This window comes from Agriterribacter sp., assembly GCF_035444585.1.
Taxonomy (GTDB): Bacteria; Bacteroidota; Bacteroidia; order Chitinophagales; family Chitinophagaceae; genus Agriterribacter.
The window spans coordinates 15,747-33,276 of the sequence record NZ_DAOMOZ010000010.1 but is presented as its reverse complement, the minus strand read 5'-3'; the positions used below and the strand labels follow the sequence as shown (position 1 = coordinate 33,276).

Annotated in this window: 14 protein-coding genes; 5 read left to right on the top strand and 9 right to left on the bottom strand. The window is 44.1% G+C overall.

The features are described from left to right. Positions 1-105: 105 nt before the first annotated feature. From PLH26_RS02085 to PLH26_RS02075, 3 genes are all read right to left on the bottom strand, one after another. Positions 106-1,848 (bottom strand): RagB/SusD family nutrient uptake outer membrane protein, encoded by a 1,743-nt coding sequence (locus PLH26_RS02085; protein WP_324584320.1) that lies wholly within the window; start codon positions 1,846-1,848, stop codon positions 106-108. A gap of 11 nt (positions 1,849-1,859) precedes the next feature. Next, positions 1,860-5,000: a SusC/RagA family TonB-linked outer membrane protein gene (locus tag PLH26_RS02080; protein WP_324584319.1), complete on the bottom strand. Its 3,141-nt coding sequence runs from the start codon at positions 4,998-5,000 to the stop codon at positions 1,860-1,862. Between the two features lie 95 nt (positions 5,001-5,095). Beyond that, positions 5,096-7,876 carry a PVC-type heme-binding CxxCH protein gene (locus PLH26_RS02075; protein WP_324584318.1) on the bottom strand — a complete coding sequence of 927 codons (2,781 nt, stop codon included), beginning with the start codon at positions 7,874-7,876 and terminating at the stop codon, positions 5,096-5,098. A 645-nt stretch (positions 7,877-8,521) separates the two neighbouring features. Here PLH26_RS02075 and PLH26_RS02070 point away from each other — a divergent pair. Continuing rightward, on the top strand, positions 8,522-9,409 hold the full coding sequence (locus PLH26_RS02070) for an AraC family transcriptional regulator (protein WP_324584317.1): 888 nt from the start codon (positions 8,522-8,524) through the stop codon (positions 9,407-9,409). A gap of 47 nt (positions 9,410-9,456) precedes the next feature. Here PLH26_RS02070 and PLH26_RS02065 read toward each other — a convergent pair whose 3' ends face one another. Further along, positions 9,457-10,443: a GlxA family transcriptional regulator gene (locus tag PLH26_RS02065; RefSeq protein WP_324584316.1), complete on the bottom strand. Its 987-nt coding sequence runs from the start codon at positions 10,441-10,443 to the stop codon at positions 9,457-9,459. 210 nt (positions 10,444-10,653) lie between these two features. On the opposite strand from PLH26_RS02065, the gene PLH26_RS02060 reads away from it, so the two are divergent. Next, positions 10,654-11,583, top strand: coding sequence for an SRPBCC family protein (locus tag PLH26_RS02060; protein WP_324584315.1), 930 nt, complete (start codon positions 10,654-10,656; stop codon positions 11,581-11,583). 141 nt (positions 11,584-11,724) lie between these two features. Here PLH26_RS02060 and PLH26_RS02055 read toward each other — a convergent pair whose 3' ends face one another. The 3 genes from PLH26_RS02055 to PLH26_RS02045 all read right to left on the bottom strand — a co-directional run bounded on the left by PLH26_RS02055 (position 11,725) and on the right by PLH26_RS02045 (position 14,140). Then, positions 11,725-12,114, bottom strand: coding sequence for a DUF1398 domain-containing protein (locus PLH26_RS02055; RefSeq protein WP_324584314.1), 390 nt, complete (start codon positions 12,112-12,114; stop codon positions 11,725-11,727). Between the two features lie 168 nt (positions 12,115-12,282). Beyond that, positions 12,283-13,047 carry a helix-turn-helix domain-containing protein gene (locus PLH26_RS02050; protein ID WP_324584313.1) on the bottom strand — a complete coding sequence of 255 codons (765 nt, stop codon included), beginning with the start codon at positions 13,045-13,047 and terminating at the stop codon, positions 12,283-12,285. A 70-nt stretch (positions 13,048-13,117) separates the two neighbouring features. Beyond that, entirely contained in the window at positions 13,118-14,140 is a 1,023-nt protein-coding gene (locus PLH26_RS02045; protein ID WP_324584312.1) for an LLM class flavin-dependent oxidoreductase, read from the bottom strand. Between the two features lie 362 nt (positions 14,141-14,502). Between PLH26_RS02045 and PLH26_RS02040 the strand changes: the two genes are divergently transcribed. Beyond that, positions 14,503-14,676, top strand: coding sequence for a hypothetical protein (locus PLH26_RS02040; protein WP_324584311.1), 174 nt, complete (start codon positions 14,503-14,505; stop codon positions 14,674-14,676). Positions 14,677-14,846: 170 nt separating this feature from the next. On the opposite strand, the gene PLH26_RS02035 is transcribed toward PLH26_RS02040, so the two are convergent. After that, a complete protein-coding gene (locus PLH26_RS02035; RefSeq protein WP_324584310.1) occupies positions 14,847-15,032 on the bottom strand; it encodes a putative universal stress family protein in 186 nt (61 codons plus the stop codon). 13 nt (positions 15,033-15,045) lie between these two features. Next, positions 15,046-15,378, bottom strand: a complete 333-nt coding sequence (locus tag PLH26_RS02030; protein ID WP_324584309.1) for a universal stress protein — start codon at positions 15,376-15,378, stop codon at positions 15,046-15,048. A 302-nt stretch (positions 15,379-15,680) separates the two neighbouring features. Here PLH26_RS02030 and PLH26_RS02025 point away from each other — a divergent pair, with 302 nt between their 5' ends. Together PLH26_RS02025 and PLH26_RS02020 are read left to right on the top strand one after the other, a co-directional pair. Beyond that, complete coding sequence (locus PLH26_RS02025) at positions 15,681-16,187, top strand: P-loop nucleotide/nucleoside kinase family protein (RefSeq protein WP_324584308.1); 507 nt, start codon at positions 15,681-15,683, stop codon at positions 16,185-16,187. After that, entirely contained in the window at positions 16,165-17,178 is a 1,014-nt protein-coding gene (locus tag PLH26_RS02020) for a hypothetical protein (protein WP_324584307.1), read from the top strand. The genes PLH26_RS02025 and PLH26_RS02020 overlap by 23 nt, the downstream gene beginning before the upstream one ends. The last annotated feature ends 352 nt before the right edge of the window (positions 17,179-17,530 follow it).

The window sequence follows — 17,530 nt, the reverse complement described above, 5'->3', positions numbered from 1 at the left end:
GTCGTGAACAATCGTTAGACGTGAGAAGTGAGACGTTAGATTTTCACGCCTGCCTGTCGGCGGACAGGTTTGACTTCTCACGTTTCACGACTAACATAACGCTGCCTAATACCCGGGATTTTGTACCAATTTCGGATTTTTTTCCATGATGCTCAAAGGGATCGGAAGACGGTAATTTTTATCATTGGCTGTAGTATAGGTTTGAGGCACTACATTAAAATACTCGTAACTGATCTTATTGGTTGCTGTATTAAGAGAAGGCTCAACTCCTCTCACAAAACCCTGTAGCTTATTGCCTATTTTCCACCTTGTAATATCTGTATAGCGCTTATCTTCAAATGCAAGCTCAATTCTTCTTTCCGTACGGATGATCTCGCGCATCTGATCCTGGCTCACCGTACCATATGTATCCTCGATCGAAGGGATGCTTACATCGTTTCTTGTTCGTATTGCGTTAATTGCATCCAGCACAGACTGATCGGGGCCAACCGCTTCATTTTGTGCTTCGGCATATCCAAGAAGTACATCGGCATACCGGATCAATGGCCAATCCCCATGGTTTTTCTTCCCCTTGGGACGTTCCAAAAGCCCGTTGATCCTTTCATCATACGTTTTGCGTATATAATATCCCGTAGGCGTAACCCATGACGTACGGGAGCGGTCTACAGCATTGTAAGGATCTCCTTTTCTTGTGTATATAAAACCATCCCTGAACGGCGCCCCATCGTAGATAATAGATTCATAGAACCTGGGTTCACGGTTTTCATAAGGATGATCTGCGTCATACAGCGGAGATTCTGTAATGGTTTTCCCGTCTTTCATCCGGTAAGCATCTATCAGGTCCTGGGTGGGTGCAGATTCAACGATAGAATAATTTACAATGCCGAATGGTTCTATCACAGCATAGGCAGGGCCATAAAGGTCTTCCAAAAACCGGGTATCCTGATCTTCATAGGCAAGCGGATATCTTATAACGTAAGGCAAAATCATTTCACTATTGTGATTATTGTCTTCAATGAACAATCCATGGTAATAATCCGTTAGCTGGTATTTTGCCATATCCATGACCTGCTTATAACTGGCAGCAGCCTTTGCCCATAGCTCTTTGTTATTGTCGGGATTGCTTAGCGGACTTGCCGCAAGAAGCTCTACATATCCTTTCAATGCCAGTGCAGCTCCTTTTGTTATCCTGCCCCATTCTGGCTGGTCCACGGGAAGTGAGTCGGCTGCTTCCTGACAATCCCTGCTTATAAAAGCAGCGGTTTCCTGCGCACCTGCCCTTTCCCTGAATATTGCATCGCCCTGTGTTTTTATATCCAATGGTTCTTCAATGATAGGGAGACCTCCGAAATATTTAAATGTGGTCATATAAAACCATGCCCGCAGGAATTTGGCTTCAGCAACCCGCACTGTTTTATACTCATCGGGCAATGTTTCAGATTCCCTTAACTTTTGGATAAACACATTACATTTCCTGATATAAGAGAAATTCTCATCCCATGTCCAGTCATTAACGGCATCGTATCTTTTAATACTAACTAAAGTATTGCTTGGAGACAATGATCCGCTTCGAACAATTTCCGCCTGACCTTGCCAGGTTTGAACATTCATGCAGTTATCCGTCCAGCTTTCACTCCACCAGCCGGTAGTTCTATAGGGTGGTAAATAGCCATAGATATCATTTAAAAACAGGTCTGCTACCGAAGGATTGTCCCAAACTGCATCTTCGCTCACACGGTCCTGCGGTTCAATATCCAGCCATTTTTCTTTGCACGATGAAAGGAAGATGGTAGCGGTTGTTAAAGCCGTTATAAGGCTATAGTGTATTGCGCTTTTTATATTTTTCATTGTTGCTGTATTTAGAATGATAGACTAAGACCGAAAGAAACAGATTTTTGATTGGCAAATCTATAAGCGCCTCCTGCTGCGGATTCAGGATCCGAGTTAAGGTATTCAGCCGTCCAGGTAAACAAATTCTGACCAGAAACATAAAACCTCAACGACTCCGTCCTGATCTTTTTCAATAAACCGGCAGGAATGGTGTATCCAACATTAAAGCCCTTTAACCTGATGTAGGTATTATTTCTCATCGTAAGCGTGGAGGTACGGAAATTATTGTTTAAGCTGAGGTAAGACCACCTTGGGAATTTTGCGTTGGGCGTTTGCGGAGTCCAGTGATCCAGGGCTTCTACCTGGGTATTCCCATTTGAATTACCGGGCGCTCCTCCACCTGCTGCGCCGGGTCTGTTCACACTCATTAAAGTGGCTCCCTGGATCAACGCGCTGATATCAAACCCTTTCCATGAAACGGCCAGATTTAAGCCGAATATACTTTCAGGAAAATTCGGGTGGCCTATCTTTTTTTCATCCGTTGCATCTACTATGCCATCCCCGTTAATATCTGCATACTTTACATCACCAACAGTGTAGAAGCCAAATTTTTGTTCCGGCGACTTGTCAATTTCATCCTGGCTCTGGAAGTATCCCAGGGCTGTTAAACCATACTGGGCTCCCAGTTGATTGCCTGTACGCCGCCGGTTAGGATCGTTATAGGTTGCAGGGTTTTCAAAAATTCTAAGCAGCTTATTCCTGGCAAAGGAAAAATTAGCATTCACATCAAAAACAATCCCGTTAGAAAAATCATGCCTGGTGCCTGCAGTCAGCTCAAAGCCGCGGTTTGACATTTTTCCTGCATTTTCCTGGGGTAAAGTAATTCCATATTCTGCAGGTATGGTAACATCGGGATTCAGCAGCATGTTATCACGGACCTGGTAAAAATAATCGCCGCTGAAGGATAATAATCCATTCCATAGCACAATATCAATACCAATGTTGGTTTGTTTCTGTTTTTCCCAGGTGATGGCAGGGTTAGCCGGCGATCTTTCATACAATCCTGTTCCCAGTTGACCACCCAGTCTGTAAATTTCATTAGCTATACCGTATGTGCTCAGATATTGAAAAGGTTCGCCGGCAAGATTTCCGGATTGACCCCAGGAAGCGCGCAGCTTCAGCTCGTTGATCCAGGAATATTTGTCTTTGATGAACTTCTCCTGTCCAACTCTCCATCCTGCAGAAACAGCCGGGAAATAACCGGTCCTGAACCCGGGAGCAAAATAATAATGCTGGTCACGACGGCCCGAAAAACCGATCATATATTTATCAGCGTACCTGTAGTCCAGTTTTAACACCTGCCCGATCTGGCGTGCTTGTGTTGCACTGCCGCCATTCCCGATATCCGTTTGAACTGAACTTCCCATGTCGAGGGTGGGGATCAGGATACTGTAATTCTTCTTAGTTGCATAAAAATTCTTGTTGTTCAGGTCACGCAATTCGGTCACAAACAATACGGAGATCGAATGTTCGCCGAAACTGCGGTCATAATTCAAAAAACCCTGGGCAGTAATATTATTCGACCTCGAATAGTTTTGCGCAAAGCTGGGTTTTGATGTGGGCAGTCTTTGGGTGTACACAGCCGGGGTTACCGTATTGTCAACGTCCCAGTAAATGGGATCAACATTCCATGCTTCGCCAAATGCATTAATGTTCTGATAATTAAAAACGCCCTTAATGCTCAGACCTTTTACAGGTAGCTTTTGTTCAAGCGCTATGTTATAAACGGTGTTATCGGCTTTATCAGAACTCATGCCCGAAGTATAGATGCGACCCGCCGGGTTGAAATCAAACCTGCCTCTTGCCCAGTATCCGGGTGTGTTGGGATACCATATGGCGTCGTCAGGGGCAATCTCATACATTCTTCCGTAAATGCCGAATACATCCGTTATCTGACCGCCGAATGAGGGCCATTTTCTTATGCCCCGGTCGGTCCTTACAGTTAAGGAAGCTTTCAGCGTCTTTGTTATGTCAGCATCCAGGTTAAGCACTCCGTAATATTTTTTGAACTTTTCAGTAGGTATCATTGACGCCTGGCTGAAGTACCCGAAGCTTGCATAATAGCTGATGTTTTCAGTACCTCCTCTAACCGAAAGATTGTGATTGCTCATCGGGTAATCATGCCTGATAACGTCGTGCAGGTTATTGCTGTTAAAATATTTATCGTAATTACCGGAAGGATCTCCTACAGACACCTTGCGGTATTCTTCGAGCTCACTTTCCGACCAGGGAACGTTGGTATCGTTGGGATGGTCATTTAAATAAATTTCATTTTGCATCAGCGCCTGCTGGTACGAATTGAGGGTTTTGGTTAAATAAACAGGATTTTGAATTCCGTAGTTGCCATCATAAGAAAATCTTGCCCGCCCTTTGACGCCTTTTTTTGTGGTAATTAAAATTACACCATTGGCGGCAGCCAACCCGTAAGGAGCCGCAGCAGCCGCATCTTTTAAAACGGATATATCTTCGATATCTGCAGAGTTCACATCATTCATCCGGCCCGGCACACCATCAATAATGACCAGGGGCGCTGAATTGCCAATGGTATTTTGACCCCTGATCCGGATGGTGGTTTCATCAAGACCGGATTCCCCGCTGGTTTGATAAGATAAAATACCGGTAACTCTGCCGCTCAATTTATTAGCGATATTAGGTACGGCTTCTACCAGCTTATCCCCTTTTATGGCACTGATGGAAGAGGTTAATGTAGCCTTCCTGGTTTTGTTGCCATATCCCACCACTACAACCCCTGCCAATCCGGAAGCATTTTCTTCCATGATCACATCAAATGCACTTTGGTTGCCTACAACAACAGACTTCTCCATAAACCCGATATGGGTGAACACTAAAACAGACTGGCTCCCGGGAACTTCAAGGGAAAACCTTCCATTCTCGTCCGTCATCGTTCCGATCTGAGCGTTTTTTACTTTTACGCTCACGGATGCCAGCGGTTCCTGTGCGGGACTTTTAACCACGCCGGAAATTTTTACCGACTGGGCATGTACAGTGCTGAACGAAAGCAGCCACAGGAGCGCAGCGATAAAAGAGAAACGCCTCCCTGGTTTCCGGAGATCACGGCATGTTTTGAATAAGCTGAACTTGTTGTTCATGATCGTTAGTTTAGTTAGTAAATATTTGCTTTTTCTTTTCGATACATAACATTTGCAATCCTTTAAATTATCACTCATCTCATTCTCCCGGTATCTTACAGCTTCTTGTCGTTTTGCAACAAAAACGCCGTCACATCGGCCATATCCTGCCTGCTTACGGGCATGTATCCGGGTGGCGGCATGATCGTCATTTTGTTCAGTTGCTTCCTGGCCTCAATTTGCGAAGCTTCAATGATATATTGCCTGCCGTAGGTATCCATTACTGTTACCACCTGGCCACCCGATTGGAGTATGCCATAAACGACCGCCCCGTTTTTCAACGATACGAGGTAGGGCTCAAGGCCGAAAGCAATACCCGCGGCAGGATTGGCAATGGCGTCAAGTATCACTTTTTTATCAAATCTTGTCTGGATATTGGTAAGGTCAGGACCAATTTCCTGCCCGGTGCTGCCTGCCTTATGGCACACCACGCACCTGGCGATAAACACATTTTTGCCCCGGTTGATATCAGCCGGTAATCCCGCAATGGCTTCAACAGAATAAGAGCTATCCGGTGTACCAAAATAATGAGCCATCAAAACTTTGATATTCCTGTCATCCTCCTGTAAAATTTTCACTCTTACTGTGTTGATAATGGTATCCGGCAAACGATGGTTAAGCCATAAAAAAAGGAGATGGAGTTTTCCTGTAGCGGTGGCCGCCAGTGCAGCAGCGCTTTTCATTCTTACGTTCATCGCTACCGTTGAATCAGAAACCTGCTTCCGGTATTGCAGCAGTAAGGGGTGCGCTTCCGGCAGCATATCTGCGGGTGATTTCCAGTTTTTCAGGTAAGCCGTCCAGCTATTTGTTTTACGAAATACAAGCCACCATTTCACCAGGCGGTTAATGTCATCACCGGAATGATTGTCCAGTTGCAGCATGGCTGTGGCCGCTTGCTGCGTGGGAATGAATGCCAAAGCCACCAAAGCCTTTTTCCTGTCTTCCAAAGAGAGCCCGGTGGAGGAAACTCTTTTTTGCAATGCCGGAACTGCAGCGGGTGGATGCAATTCCCAAACGATAGCAGCCAGCGCCCGGGGCCAGCTTTCGGCATCCTTCGCATCAAAATGCCGGAGCAGATCCGGGTAAAAAGCTTCGGCTTTACCTTCCAGTGCAATTCCCAATGCATTTAAGTATGCCGGATCCTTACCATCAAACGCGTTTATTAAAGTTAAGATGACCGCTTTGCTTCTTTGCAGCGGAACATCTCTCATGGCAATGGCCACTTCCCGCCTTACTGCTGCTGATTCGTCCTTAGCTGAGCGCATCGCATATTCCACCAGGTGCTCAGCATCTGCCTGCCTGAGTGCGCGGAAAGCTGTGATCCTTATATCCGGATCAGCATCCTGTAGCAGGGCCGCTACTTCTTTAATTCCCTGTTCTCCCAATTGCGACAGCAGCCAAACGGCACGGGCACGGTGATAAGGATTTTCAGAGGACAGTATTTCTTTTATTTCAGGGAGCACCCTGCTTCCCTGCGCTTTTAATAATGTAAAACCCTGGTTGCGCACATTGACAGCAGGATTCAGTAATGCAAGTATTTGACCGCTGGTATTGCTTACATCAATTACAGGCGCAGTGAGCTTTTTATTTTTGGGTGCAATCCTGTATATCCGGCCATTGCCTTTTTGATCCAGCATCTGGTGACCGCCCACCACAGGGTCGTACCAGTCGGCTACATAAATAGCCCCATCAGTACCTATCGCCACATCACTGGGACGAAACCATTTTTTTGTATTAACGGAATCTATTTCATTCCAGCGGTAGTGCTCGTTGTCGGTACTGACAGAAGCAATAAAGGAAGTTCTGCCCGATAAGCTGTAACCGGCGCCATCCGGTTTGGGTTGATAGCTGAAAACGGTATTGCGCCCGGCATCAGCGCTCAGCAACAACCCGCGATATGCTTTACCCAGCTCATCACTTTCATTGACCACTATTCCGGTTGGCGCTCCTGCACCGTACATATCTCCTGATGACATGATGCCGGGATCTTCCTGATGCCAATGGGCAGTGAGGATGCTCTGTCCCGGTCTTCTGTCGGCCTGCCAGGTCCGTACGCCGGTGGAGCTGAAATATCCGGCATTGCCTCCTTCCATCACCCAGCTTGTGCGACAGGCATCTACCTCATCGTCATTATCATTCTGCCATAAGTTACCATAAGAGTCTACTGCAACTTCGTAAGCATTGCGGAAGTTATGAGCGAGGGCTTCTAATCCTGTTCCGTCCGGGTTTATCCTGAAAGCCACGCCGCCTGTCCATATTCTTCCGTCATCGCTTTTCATCGCAGGTGTATTTTCCCTGTTGTAAGGACTGCCCCCGGTATATACGCTTCCGGCACGCAATGTCCGTCCGGACTTATCCGTAACGATGTGCGGCCCCGCGTTCCCGGCAATGAAATACCACTTCCCGTCAGGCCCGGCAGTACCCGCATGCAAGCCATGATCATGATCCCTGCCACCAAAGCCGGTGAGAAAAATCTCTTTTTTATCAGGCTTGTCATCTCCGTTTTCATCGGTATATACAATAATATTAGGCGAACAGGAAACGATTACTTTATTACCAATGACCGCAATGCCTAATGGTGCTATAAGATCTTTATCCTGCACAAAAATTTTTGAAGTATCTGCTTTTCCATCGCCATCGGTATCTTCCATTATCATCACTCTATCGCCGTTTGAATGCAGCAGGTATTGCGTGGTATCATGATTAAAATTTCGATAATCAACTGCTTCAGTAACCCAGATACGTCCCCTGATATCCACGTCTATATTGGTAGGATTGTAGAACATCGGCGACGCTGCCCATACAGTAGCTTCCAGTTCACCGGGAACAAATAACAACGGCTCCGTTTGAGATTTTTCTTTATCGGATGTACAGGAAAAAAACAGCAACAGTAAAAAGAGGATAAAGCAATGGTTGATCCGGCAGGAAATCATCGTATTAGAATATTTAAAAAGATGAGAACATACTATCTGACATCATTTTCAAAAAGAATGATGATGGGTTATAACTGAACGGATATATTTATCATTAGCCACACAGGAATGGAAAAAGGTCGCCCCCCGGGTTTACGGTACTTCCATGACGATTGGGCAATTTTTGCCAGAGCCGCTACCTCATTTGCTTTCCGGGAAATGATTGATATGCGCCAACTCTACATTTTATTTGGTTGGGCGAATCAGGCCGACATACTTTTAATAGGGCCGATCCAAATCAGCATGCTGTTTTAATCACTGCTTTTTCAATAAAAGTTAGCTGTAACAAATATAAAATGTCAAAAGCCTCAGGGTTGATACTTTTTCACCAATTCATGCAAATATTTTGACTTTACCCGGCTTATACCTAAGTATTAAATATGTGTACAAAATTTTTTTTATCTTCGGAGACCGGCAAGAGAAATGAACAGAAATTAAATTACGCCTGATCAACTACCCCGAAGAGAAGAAAAGCCGCACCTCTAAAATACTTTTATTAATATTTAAAATATGAAGCCACGGCAGGAAAAGCTGATCTTAGAGCTCATGTACTCTTTTGTAGTGCAAAAAGATGTTTATCCATACTATCCTACTCCCTGGCATTATCACCCGGAATATGAATTGGTATTGGTTTTAAAAAGTACCGGGCAGAGAACGGTTGGTGATAGCATTGAGCGATTTTCTGACGGTGACCTGGTGTTCATGGGACCCAATCTGCCCCATGCTTATCAAAACGATCCGGGTTATTACCAGAAAAATTCAAACTTAACAGCGGAAGCTATCGTTATACATTTTAAAGAAGATTTTTTAGGCAGAGACTTCTTTAATCTCCCGGAGATGATCTATGTAAAGCAGCTTTTTGACAAAGCCAGGCTCGGGGTAAAAGTTCTGGGTAAAACCCGTGAGAAGATCGCGGATATGATGCAGGAAATGCAATCCTCAGGCGGACACAGACGTATTATTCTTCTGCTTACCATACTCGAAATGCTTTCCGTTTCAAAGGAGATCCGGCTTTTGGCAAACTCCGGTTTTGTGCAGCAGGCTGCCGTATCCGCCGATGACCGGCTTGCAAAAGTTCATGAATACATTATGGAAAACTTTAAAAAAGACATTTCACTGGTTGATGCTGCCAAAGTAGCCAATATGTCTGTTCCCTCTTTTTGCCGGTTTTTCAAAGCCTGCACAAGAAAAGGATTTTCTACTTTTCTTAATGAAGTAAGGATCGGCTATGCACGTAAGCTCCTTTTGGAAGACAGGTATAATATTGCTCAAAACTGTTACGAGAGCGGGTTTAAGAATATGTCTAATTTCAACCGGCAGTTCAAGAAATATACAGGTGAATCTCCATCACATTATAAGCAAAGAGTATCACAATCAATCAATACATCGTATTCGTAAATAACAACCACGGTAACCGGCCATTGTTATTTTAACATGCAACACAGTCAATAGCTTGCCATCGCTTCTTTATTATACCTGTTCTTGTAATCCAGGGGCGACATGCCTGTTATTTTCCTGAATACTTCCCGGAATGCTTTTACATCCGAATAGCCTACTTCGTACATTACCTCACTGATGTTTTTGCGGCTTGTTTCAAGTGCTTTTTTTGCTGCTTCCATTTTTACTCTTTGTGCATATTCAACCGGCGTATTACCGGTAGCTTTAATGAATCGCCTGTCAAAATTTCGCCTGCCTACAGCCAGCTTTGAAGACAGCGCTTCTATAGATATTTTCTCCTGCAGGTTGTTTTCAATATAGGTTTGCGCCTGCCTGATCACTTCATCGTTATGCGACTTTTGTCCTGCGAATATTATAAATGCAGATTGGCTTTGCCTGTCCATTTCAATCTGGAACACCTTGGAGCAAAAGATAGCCGTTTGCCTGTCGAAATATTTTTCTACCAGGTAAAGGATAAGGTTCAGGAAAGAATAGGCGCCGCCATTGGTATAAATACCATTTTCGTCTGTGATCAATCTGTCGGGTTGCAAATTAACCGCCGGGAACATTGTTCTGAATGTATCGGCAAACGCCCAATGTGTGGAGCAGGTTTTACCGTTCAGCAAACCCGATGAAGCCAGCAAAAATGCACCTGTGCATATGCTGGCTGTTTCCGCGCCGTTTTTATATTGCTTCTCAATCCAGTCAATCAACGGCCGGTTTGCTTTTACCGCTTTTTGATAATTATGGTTCAAAGACGGGATGATGATCAGGCTGGTTTGTGCTATGTCGGAAATGTGCTTATGTGGGTGCACGGTAAACAGGTCATCATGAAAGCTTACTTTTTTTGAAATGCCCGCCAGCTCAATGGTATACAGCGCTCTTTTACCGTTTTCTTTCCGATAGGCATTGGCTCTTGTGAGGATCTTATAGGTACCGACAATGCTGCTGAGATTGTTCTGTCCTTCAGGCACTAAAATGGTAATATGTTTCACAGATTGTCTTTTTTGCAAAGTTAAAAAACAAACATGTCCAAATCAACCCGCTAAAATGTCTGATTTGCACACGGTATAAGCATGGTTCAGACAATACCTTTGCAGGAGCAGATACAATTGAACGGGTAATTGAACAACGATTTGCAAAAGATAAAACTGATCAGGTCAGGGAAAATCAGTTCATTAATAAATATAAGAAAATATAAGATCATGAAAAATCAGGATTTCACAACAACAGTTGTAACAGGCGCAACAGCGCAGGAAGTTTTTAATGCTGTCAATAATGTACGTGGCTGGTGGTCTGAAAATATTGACGGAGGTACAGATAAGCTCAACAGTGAATTTTCATACCATTACCAGGATGTGCATATTTGTAAAATAAAGATCACGGAGATGGTTCCGGACAAAAAAGTGACCTGGCATGTGACAGACAATTATTTTAAGTTCACCAAAGACAAAAGCGAATGGAAAGACACGGATATAATCTTTGAGATCGCTGAAAAGGACGGCCAAACGCAATTGACATTTACGCACCGGGGATTGGTGCCGGCATATGAATGCTACAAAATTTGCCACGATGCCTGGACGCATTATATACAGGGCAGCTTAAAAGAACTGATTACAACAGGTAAAGGAAAGCCTACACCAGAAGATGAAGCAGCGCGTCCGGAAACACCAATGCCCGAAGATGATACAACAAAACAGGCAACGCCGAAAAGCATTTATCACAGGCTGCTGATCGAAGCGCCGGCAGAAACCGTATATGAAGCTCTGACAACACAGAAAGGCTTGCAGGGGTGGTGGACCCCTGAAACAATAGCAAAGCCTGAACCGGGCAGCATTGCAAGATTTGCCTTTGGTGCAAGCTATTTTAAGGAGATGAAAATAGAGGAATTAAAACCATACAGCAAAGTAAAATGGCTTTGCCTCAGGGCCCAGGAAGAATGGATTGGTACCACCCTGAGTTTTGAGCTGGAGCCACACGCTAAAGGAACCGTATTGTTGTTTCACCACGACGGGTGGAAAGCCTTTACACCCGAATTTGCTTCATGCTCTTATGCCTGGGCACTTTTTTTCAGGAGCCTGAAATTGCTTTGCGAGACCGGCAGGGGCCTGCCTTACCCGGATTTTGATAAATGACCCCGGCTTTTCTTTTTTAACTTCGAGAAGTCGGCTTCAGCTATATTTTCTTTGCGGACTGGTCACAGAAGATACGCTGAATCGTGATGAGGCTTATTGTATGCCGGGCACACTGTTGCTGATGCAATACTGCAGGCAGTTTTACTGCGGGATTTCTTCAACCAAAATTTCATTGCCCGCTTTGTCATAATAAGTACAGGTCATTTTGCTCATACAGATGGCCCACTTATCAATGCCAAACCTTGCGCAGGTTTTAATGAAAGTCAGGAAATCTGTTTTGCCCTGCTGGTGGGCTGCTAATGCTGCTTTAAACTGCTCCCCCTGAACGGTGCCTGCAATGACCAGCGGATCATATTTTGCAGGCACTTTTGCTGTATGGTCGTTATCACCATGGTAGTTGATGTGACCGTCTGATACATAAGTTTCATAATGAGTAACACCTAACGCCTTAATTTCCTGAATATAAGAAGGGAAGTCTGCGCCCGACTTCACTTTGCTGTGGGCTGCTTTGATTTGTTCTGCCGTAAACATTTTCATTATTTTTAATTGCTGAGCGATTGTTGAATCACACGGAATCATAGTGCCTGAACATGACGGAACCATCGTTGTTTAACATTTTCCCGTCTGTTGCTCTTGCAGTAAGATTACTACGCAAAAGTGCAGCAGCTGAAATCCCTGTGATTGTAAAAAATCGTTTTTCTACAGGACGCGTTTGAAATTTTCGGGAGTATCTCCTGTGAATTGCCTGAAGTCTTTAATGAAATGTGCCTGGTCAAAGAAGTTGTTCCCGTAGCATATTTCTGTCAATGACCCGGCTTTGCTGAGGTTGTCAAGCACAGAATTGAAGCGAACAATGGAAGCAAACTTTTTAGGAGTGGTGCCAACAACTTTCCTGAACCGTTTTTCAAAAGGGCTTTGGCTGATAAACAGCTTTTCATTCAGTTCTTTAATTCTGACCGTTCCATTGCTCTGGTAGATCAGCTTTACTGCTTCAGCAATAAGCCTGTCTGTATGAATGTGTTTCAGTTGTGACAGCATAAATTTTTCAACAGCCCGGACACGTTGTTTGTCGGTGTGAACCAGGCCCAGTTGCTCTTCCATTTGAGCAATAGCATTCCTGTCGAAAATATGGTCAAGAGAAATGCTTTGATTGAAAAGCTCGTTAGCCGGATGTGAAGCAAAATGTGTAAAGCCGGTTTCGGTGAAAAAAACCAAAATGGTACCGATGTCAGCAGAGTTTTTAAAAATCTTATAGCTGCCGGAGATGCCTGTAATTCCTGCAGAAGCCAGCTTGCTCTCCATATTATCTTTAAGCGTTGCAAGTTGTCCTTTGTACTGAAACCCGATAACCAGTCCTGAAGATGGAAAAACCTTATATGCCCCTTCCGTATCATGCTCCGACACCGCAAAATATTTAATATATGGCCTTAATTTGTCTGCCGGTATGAATTTGTCAAATCTCATTATTCAATGGATTGCCTGTAATTGACTGCAATATCGTTATTGGCCTTGTTATCTTTTTCCCAGGCTAAAATCAGCGCCAGCCCAGTGCGGGTGCTACGTACTTTAAAATAGAAGACAGCACATGCACATTATAATCAACACCCAACGTATTAGGTATTGTCAAAAGTAAAGTATCTGCTTCCCGGATGGCTTCGTCCTCTGCCAATTCCTTTATGAGCTGATCCGGTTCCGCAGCATAGCTTCTTCCGAAAATGGCGCGTTTGTCCTGCTCTATCATCCCGATCTTATCGGTCCGGTTGGCTTCCTGCCCAAAATAATAATGGTCCTGGTCGGTTACCAGTGCGAAAACAGAACGGCTCACCGAAACCCTCGGTTCGCGCCGGTGCTCCGCCTTTTTCCATGCTTCTTTATATAGTCTGATCTGCTCGGCCTGCTGTACATGGAAAGGCTTGCCGCTTTCATCGTATTTTAAAGTAGAGCTTTGAAGGTGCATACCGTTCTCTGCTGCCCAAACAGCCGTGGCATTAGATGCCGCTCCCCACCAGATACGTTCCCGTAATCCTTCGGAGTGGGGCTCCAGGCGCAGCAGCCCCGGCGGGTTCGGGAACATAGGGTAGGGATTAGGCTGCGCAAACCCAATGCCCTTCAGCTTATCCAGGAATTCCAGCGCTTTACGGCGTCCCATATCCGCGTCGGTCTCTCCCTCCTGCAGCTCATATCCAAAATAGTGCCACCCGTCTATTACCTGTTCCGGCGAACCCCTGCTGATGCCCAATTGCAACCGCCCCTCCGAAATTAAATCGGCAGCGCCGGCATCTTCCACCATATACAGCGGATTTTCATAACGCATATCAATTACACCCGTTCCAATTTCTATTTTGCTCGTTTTAGCGCCGATAGCCGCAAGCAAAGGAAATGGCGATGCCAGCTGTGCTGCAAAATGATGCACCCTGAAATAGGCGCCGTCTAAGCCAATTTCCTCGGCAGCAACGGCCAGGTCAATGGACTGAAGCAACGTATCACCCGCAGTGCGGGTGCTGTAGGCAGGATGGTTGGCCCAATGCCCGAATGATAAGAATCCTATTTTCTTCATGGTTTTTCTTTCAGGTGAAAAATAGGTAATTTTTAAAAATCTATTGTTTATTTGTTACAGGGATTCCTTTTGCTCTCTGGTCAGAACTGTCCGGTAAAATTACTTCGGATGAGCTGAATATTGATAATGGGCAGGATCTTTAGCACTAACACGCAATCGAAGAGCATTAAATGCCTCACTTTCCGCAAAGCGCGTTTCTTTGGCAGAGGAATGGAGAATACATCTGATTTTATTAAGGGTACTTAAGCTTTCGAGCTTAATGTGATGAGGGCTGTCAACGATTCCGTTGATTGTAGTCATTGGACCCCGCGCAGTTTCGATTTAAATTGAGGAGAAATTTTTAATGGCTAAATTCTCAGATCATGAACACGGTAGCAACAACCGGTACAAAGGAAATTTATCAAAGCTTTAACGTCATCTTACCTCCAAAACCAACGTTGGTTGTAGTTGATGACGGTGCAGCAACGGGAAATACATTGATGAACACAATCGGTATGTTGAAAAAAAGTAATCCGCATAACGGAAAAACCGCATAGGCAATGAATATTTTTTGATTCAACTACACAATGACAGACAATAAACATGAAATTCCCACATATGTCCTCTCACTTTTTACGATGGAATATGGCGGGTTATTGTTAAAAGAGCAGAGCACAATTGGCGGTAATGATAAGGCGCTCTCCCTGCCTTGAAAGATTTTGTTCATTTATTTTTCTGCAGGAATAACCAGCAATGGGATCTTTGTATGATAAGACATTTTTTTTGATATGCTCGGATAAAACAGCCTCTCAAAAAAGCTGCGCTGATAAGTTACCATTGCCAGCAGCTTTATGCCATTTGTATTGATATACTGCTCTATGGCGTTTTCAAAATCATTCCCCGATAAATACACTGTTACAAGGTTATTATCGTGATAATTTTTTTGCAGTTCCCGGCCATGGTGCTGATTTTATGCTGCTCTCTTTTACCGGGCCTTCATATTGCACAACCGATACTGCAATGCCTTCTGTTTGTTCAATGCTCTGTTGCAATTGTTTTAATTTCAGCGATCTCTCATTCATCATTGCCGCTTTAAACTCCTTATTCAATCCTACATAATCCGCGTAGGCTGATCCGGCATGTTCATATACGTTAAGAAGCACGATCTCTGCAGACAGTACTTTAGCTATCCCTGCTGCAAAATTTATTGCATTGCCTGCACAGGAAGAGAAATCAGTAGGAACCAATAAGCGCTTCATTGTATTGATTTATGTAGAATATAGTGGTTGATCTGTTTCAAGCCGCTTTATTTAGAAGCACAAATCTATTTCAAATGCTACCCGGCAATGATGATGACCATCAATCTAAATCCTGATAGTACTCATGCTATCGGCTGGTGTAAAATTAAATGATCGAAACAGGTAGCCCGGTCCGGTAAAGGTTAGGAGATGTTGCGCAAAAGACAATTGGTGAGATCTGTGAGATCATCAAAGCCTGTTATGACAACTGTCACAGGTAAGGGTTTGTTGTAAGTGTAAGTTTGAATCCGGATATTTGTTATATGGTGATAATTGTTTTTGGCTTACCGGGGTCAGGGAAAAGTTATTTTGCATCGCGGCTTGCAGACATGATGCATGCGGTTCATATAAACAGTGACCTCCTGAGAAAGGAAATGTTTCGCGAGAGGAGCTACACTGACACAGAAAAAGCATTTGTATACAGTGAAATGCTCCAGCAGGCGAAAGCGGCAACAGGGCAGAACAGAAATGTTGTTCTGGATGCCACATTTCATAGAAATGAAACACGGGAATTGTTTGTAGCGGGGATAAAAGACGAAACCGGTATTTTTTTTATTGAAGTTGTTGCCGATGAAAGAACAATTATGCAACGATTGAAGAAAGAAAGGCCGGACAGTGAAGCAAACTTCGAAGTGTATAAAAGTATCCGCCAACAATGGGAACCGCTCAATGCACCTCATTTGATCCTTGAGTCAACCAATAAAAACATAGGCGCCATGCTGCAAAAAGCCACACAATATTTGAAGAATGACGACGGAGCAGATCAATAAATTAGTATATGATGGAAAATTCCCGGGTCCGGCACATCCCCGGGAACTGATTGAGACGCATATATCGTGGGTTATTCTTTGTGGTCAATTCGTTTATAAAATCAAAAAACCGGTTCATTATTCATTTCTTGATTTTTCAACCCGGGAACTGCGAAAATACTATTGCGAAAAGGAAATAAATTTAAACAAAAGGCTCACGGAGAATATATACCTGGATGTGCAACCTGTTTATGAATTGAACGGTTGCTTTATTGTGGGAGGCGATAAAGGGTCTTTGATTGACCATGCCGTAAGAATGAACAAAGTTGACCGGGATAAACAAATGGATATTCTTTTGATGAATAATAAAATAACAGAGAACGACATTTGGCGGCTGTCACAGAAAATTGCTTCTTTTCATACAAATACAACCGTTATACACAAACGGGATCTTCCCGACATGCGGGAAGCATTTAATGATCTGGCGGCGCAAAAAGCGTTTCTCAAAAAAAACCTTGGGGCTAAGAGCGGGAACATTATTGATCGTTCTCTCAGAACATCCGATGCATTTATTCAACAAAACCAGGCAGTCTTCACCAAAAGGCAGCATGACGGCTTCTACAGGGATTGCCACGGCGACCTGCATTCCAGGAATATCTTTTTATTACCGGAGCCGCAACCATTCGATTGCATTGAATTCAATGATGATTTCCGGCAGATTGATGTGTTAAATGAAATTGCATTTCTATGTATGGACCTGGAGGCATTCGGCAAAAAGGAGTTTTCCGATCTGTTTTTTGAATACTATAATAAATTTTTCCTGGTGGCGGCTAACGAGGCCGACAGGAGGTTGTTCATTTATTATAAAAGTTACAGGGCCAATATACGGGCAAAAGTTAACAGCCTCAGGGCAAAGAGCGCCGTCAGCGATGATGATAAGACGAAAGCCCTTAAGTCTGCAGAAAAATACCTTTTATTGATGAATGACTATATAAGCTTATTGAACGGGTAACGTTCAAATGAGGGGAAATGGCAGGAATATATGTGTTAAATACCCTTCTCCGCGACCGGCAGGTACCCATAAGCAGGAAAGCACCCTGTTGTACGGCGTAGCTTGCGGCACCGTCGCTACCATGAACCCTGATACAACTGTGTCATAAGAAGGATGCGGATATCTTATTGTGTGTTATGGCGGAACAGGCAGCTTGCTGACGGTTGTTACCCCTTTTTATGAGCTTGATCATTTTAATTTCATACCGGCGGTATTAGCTTGCATAGAAATGTATGATCGCCGGCAATAAAGGAAAATGAACACTGAAACGGAGATGGCCCGACACCTGATCTTTAGGTATCGTGACCGTCTC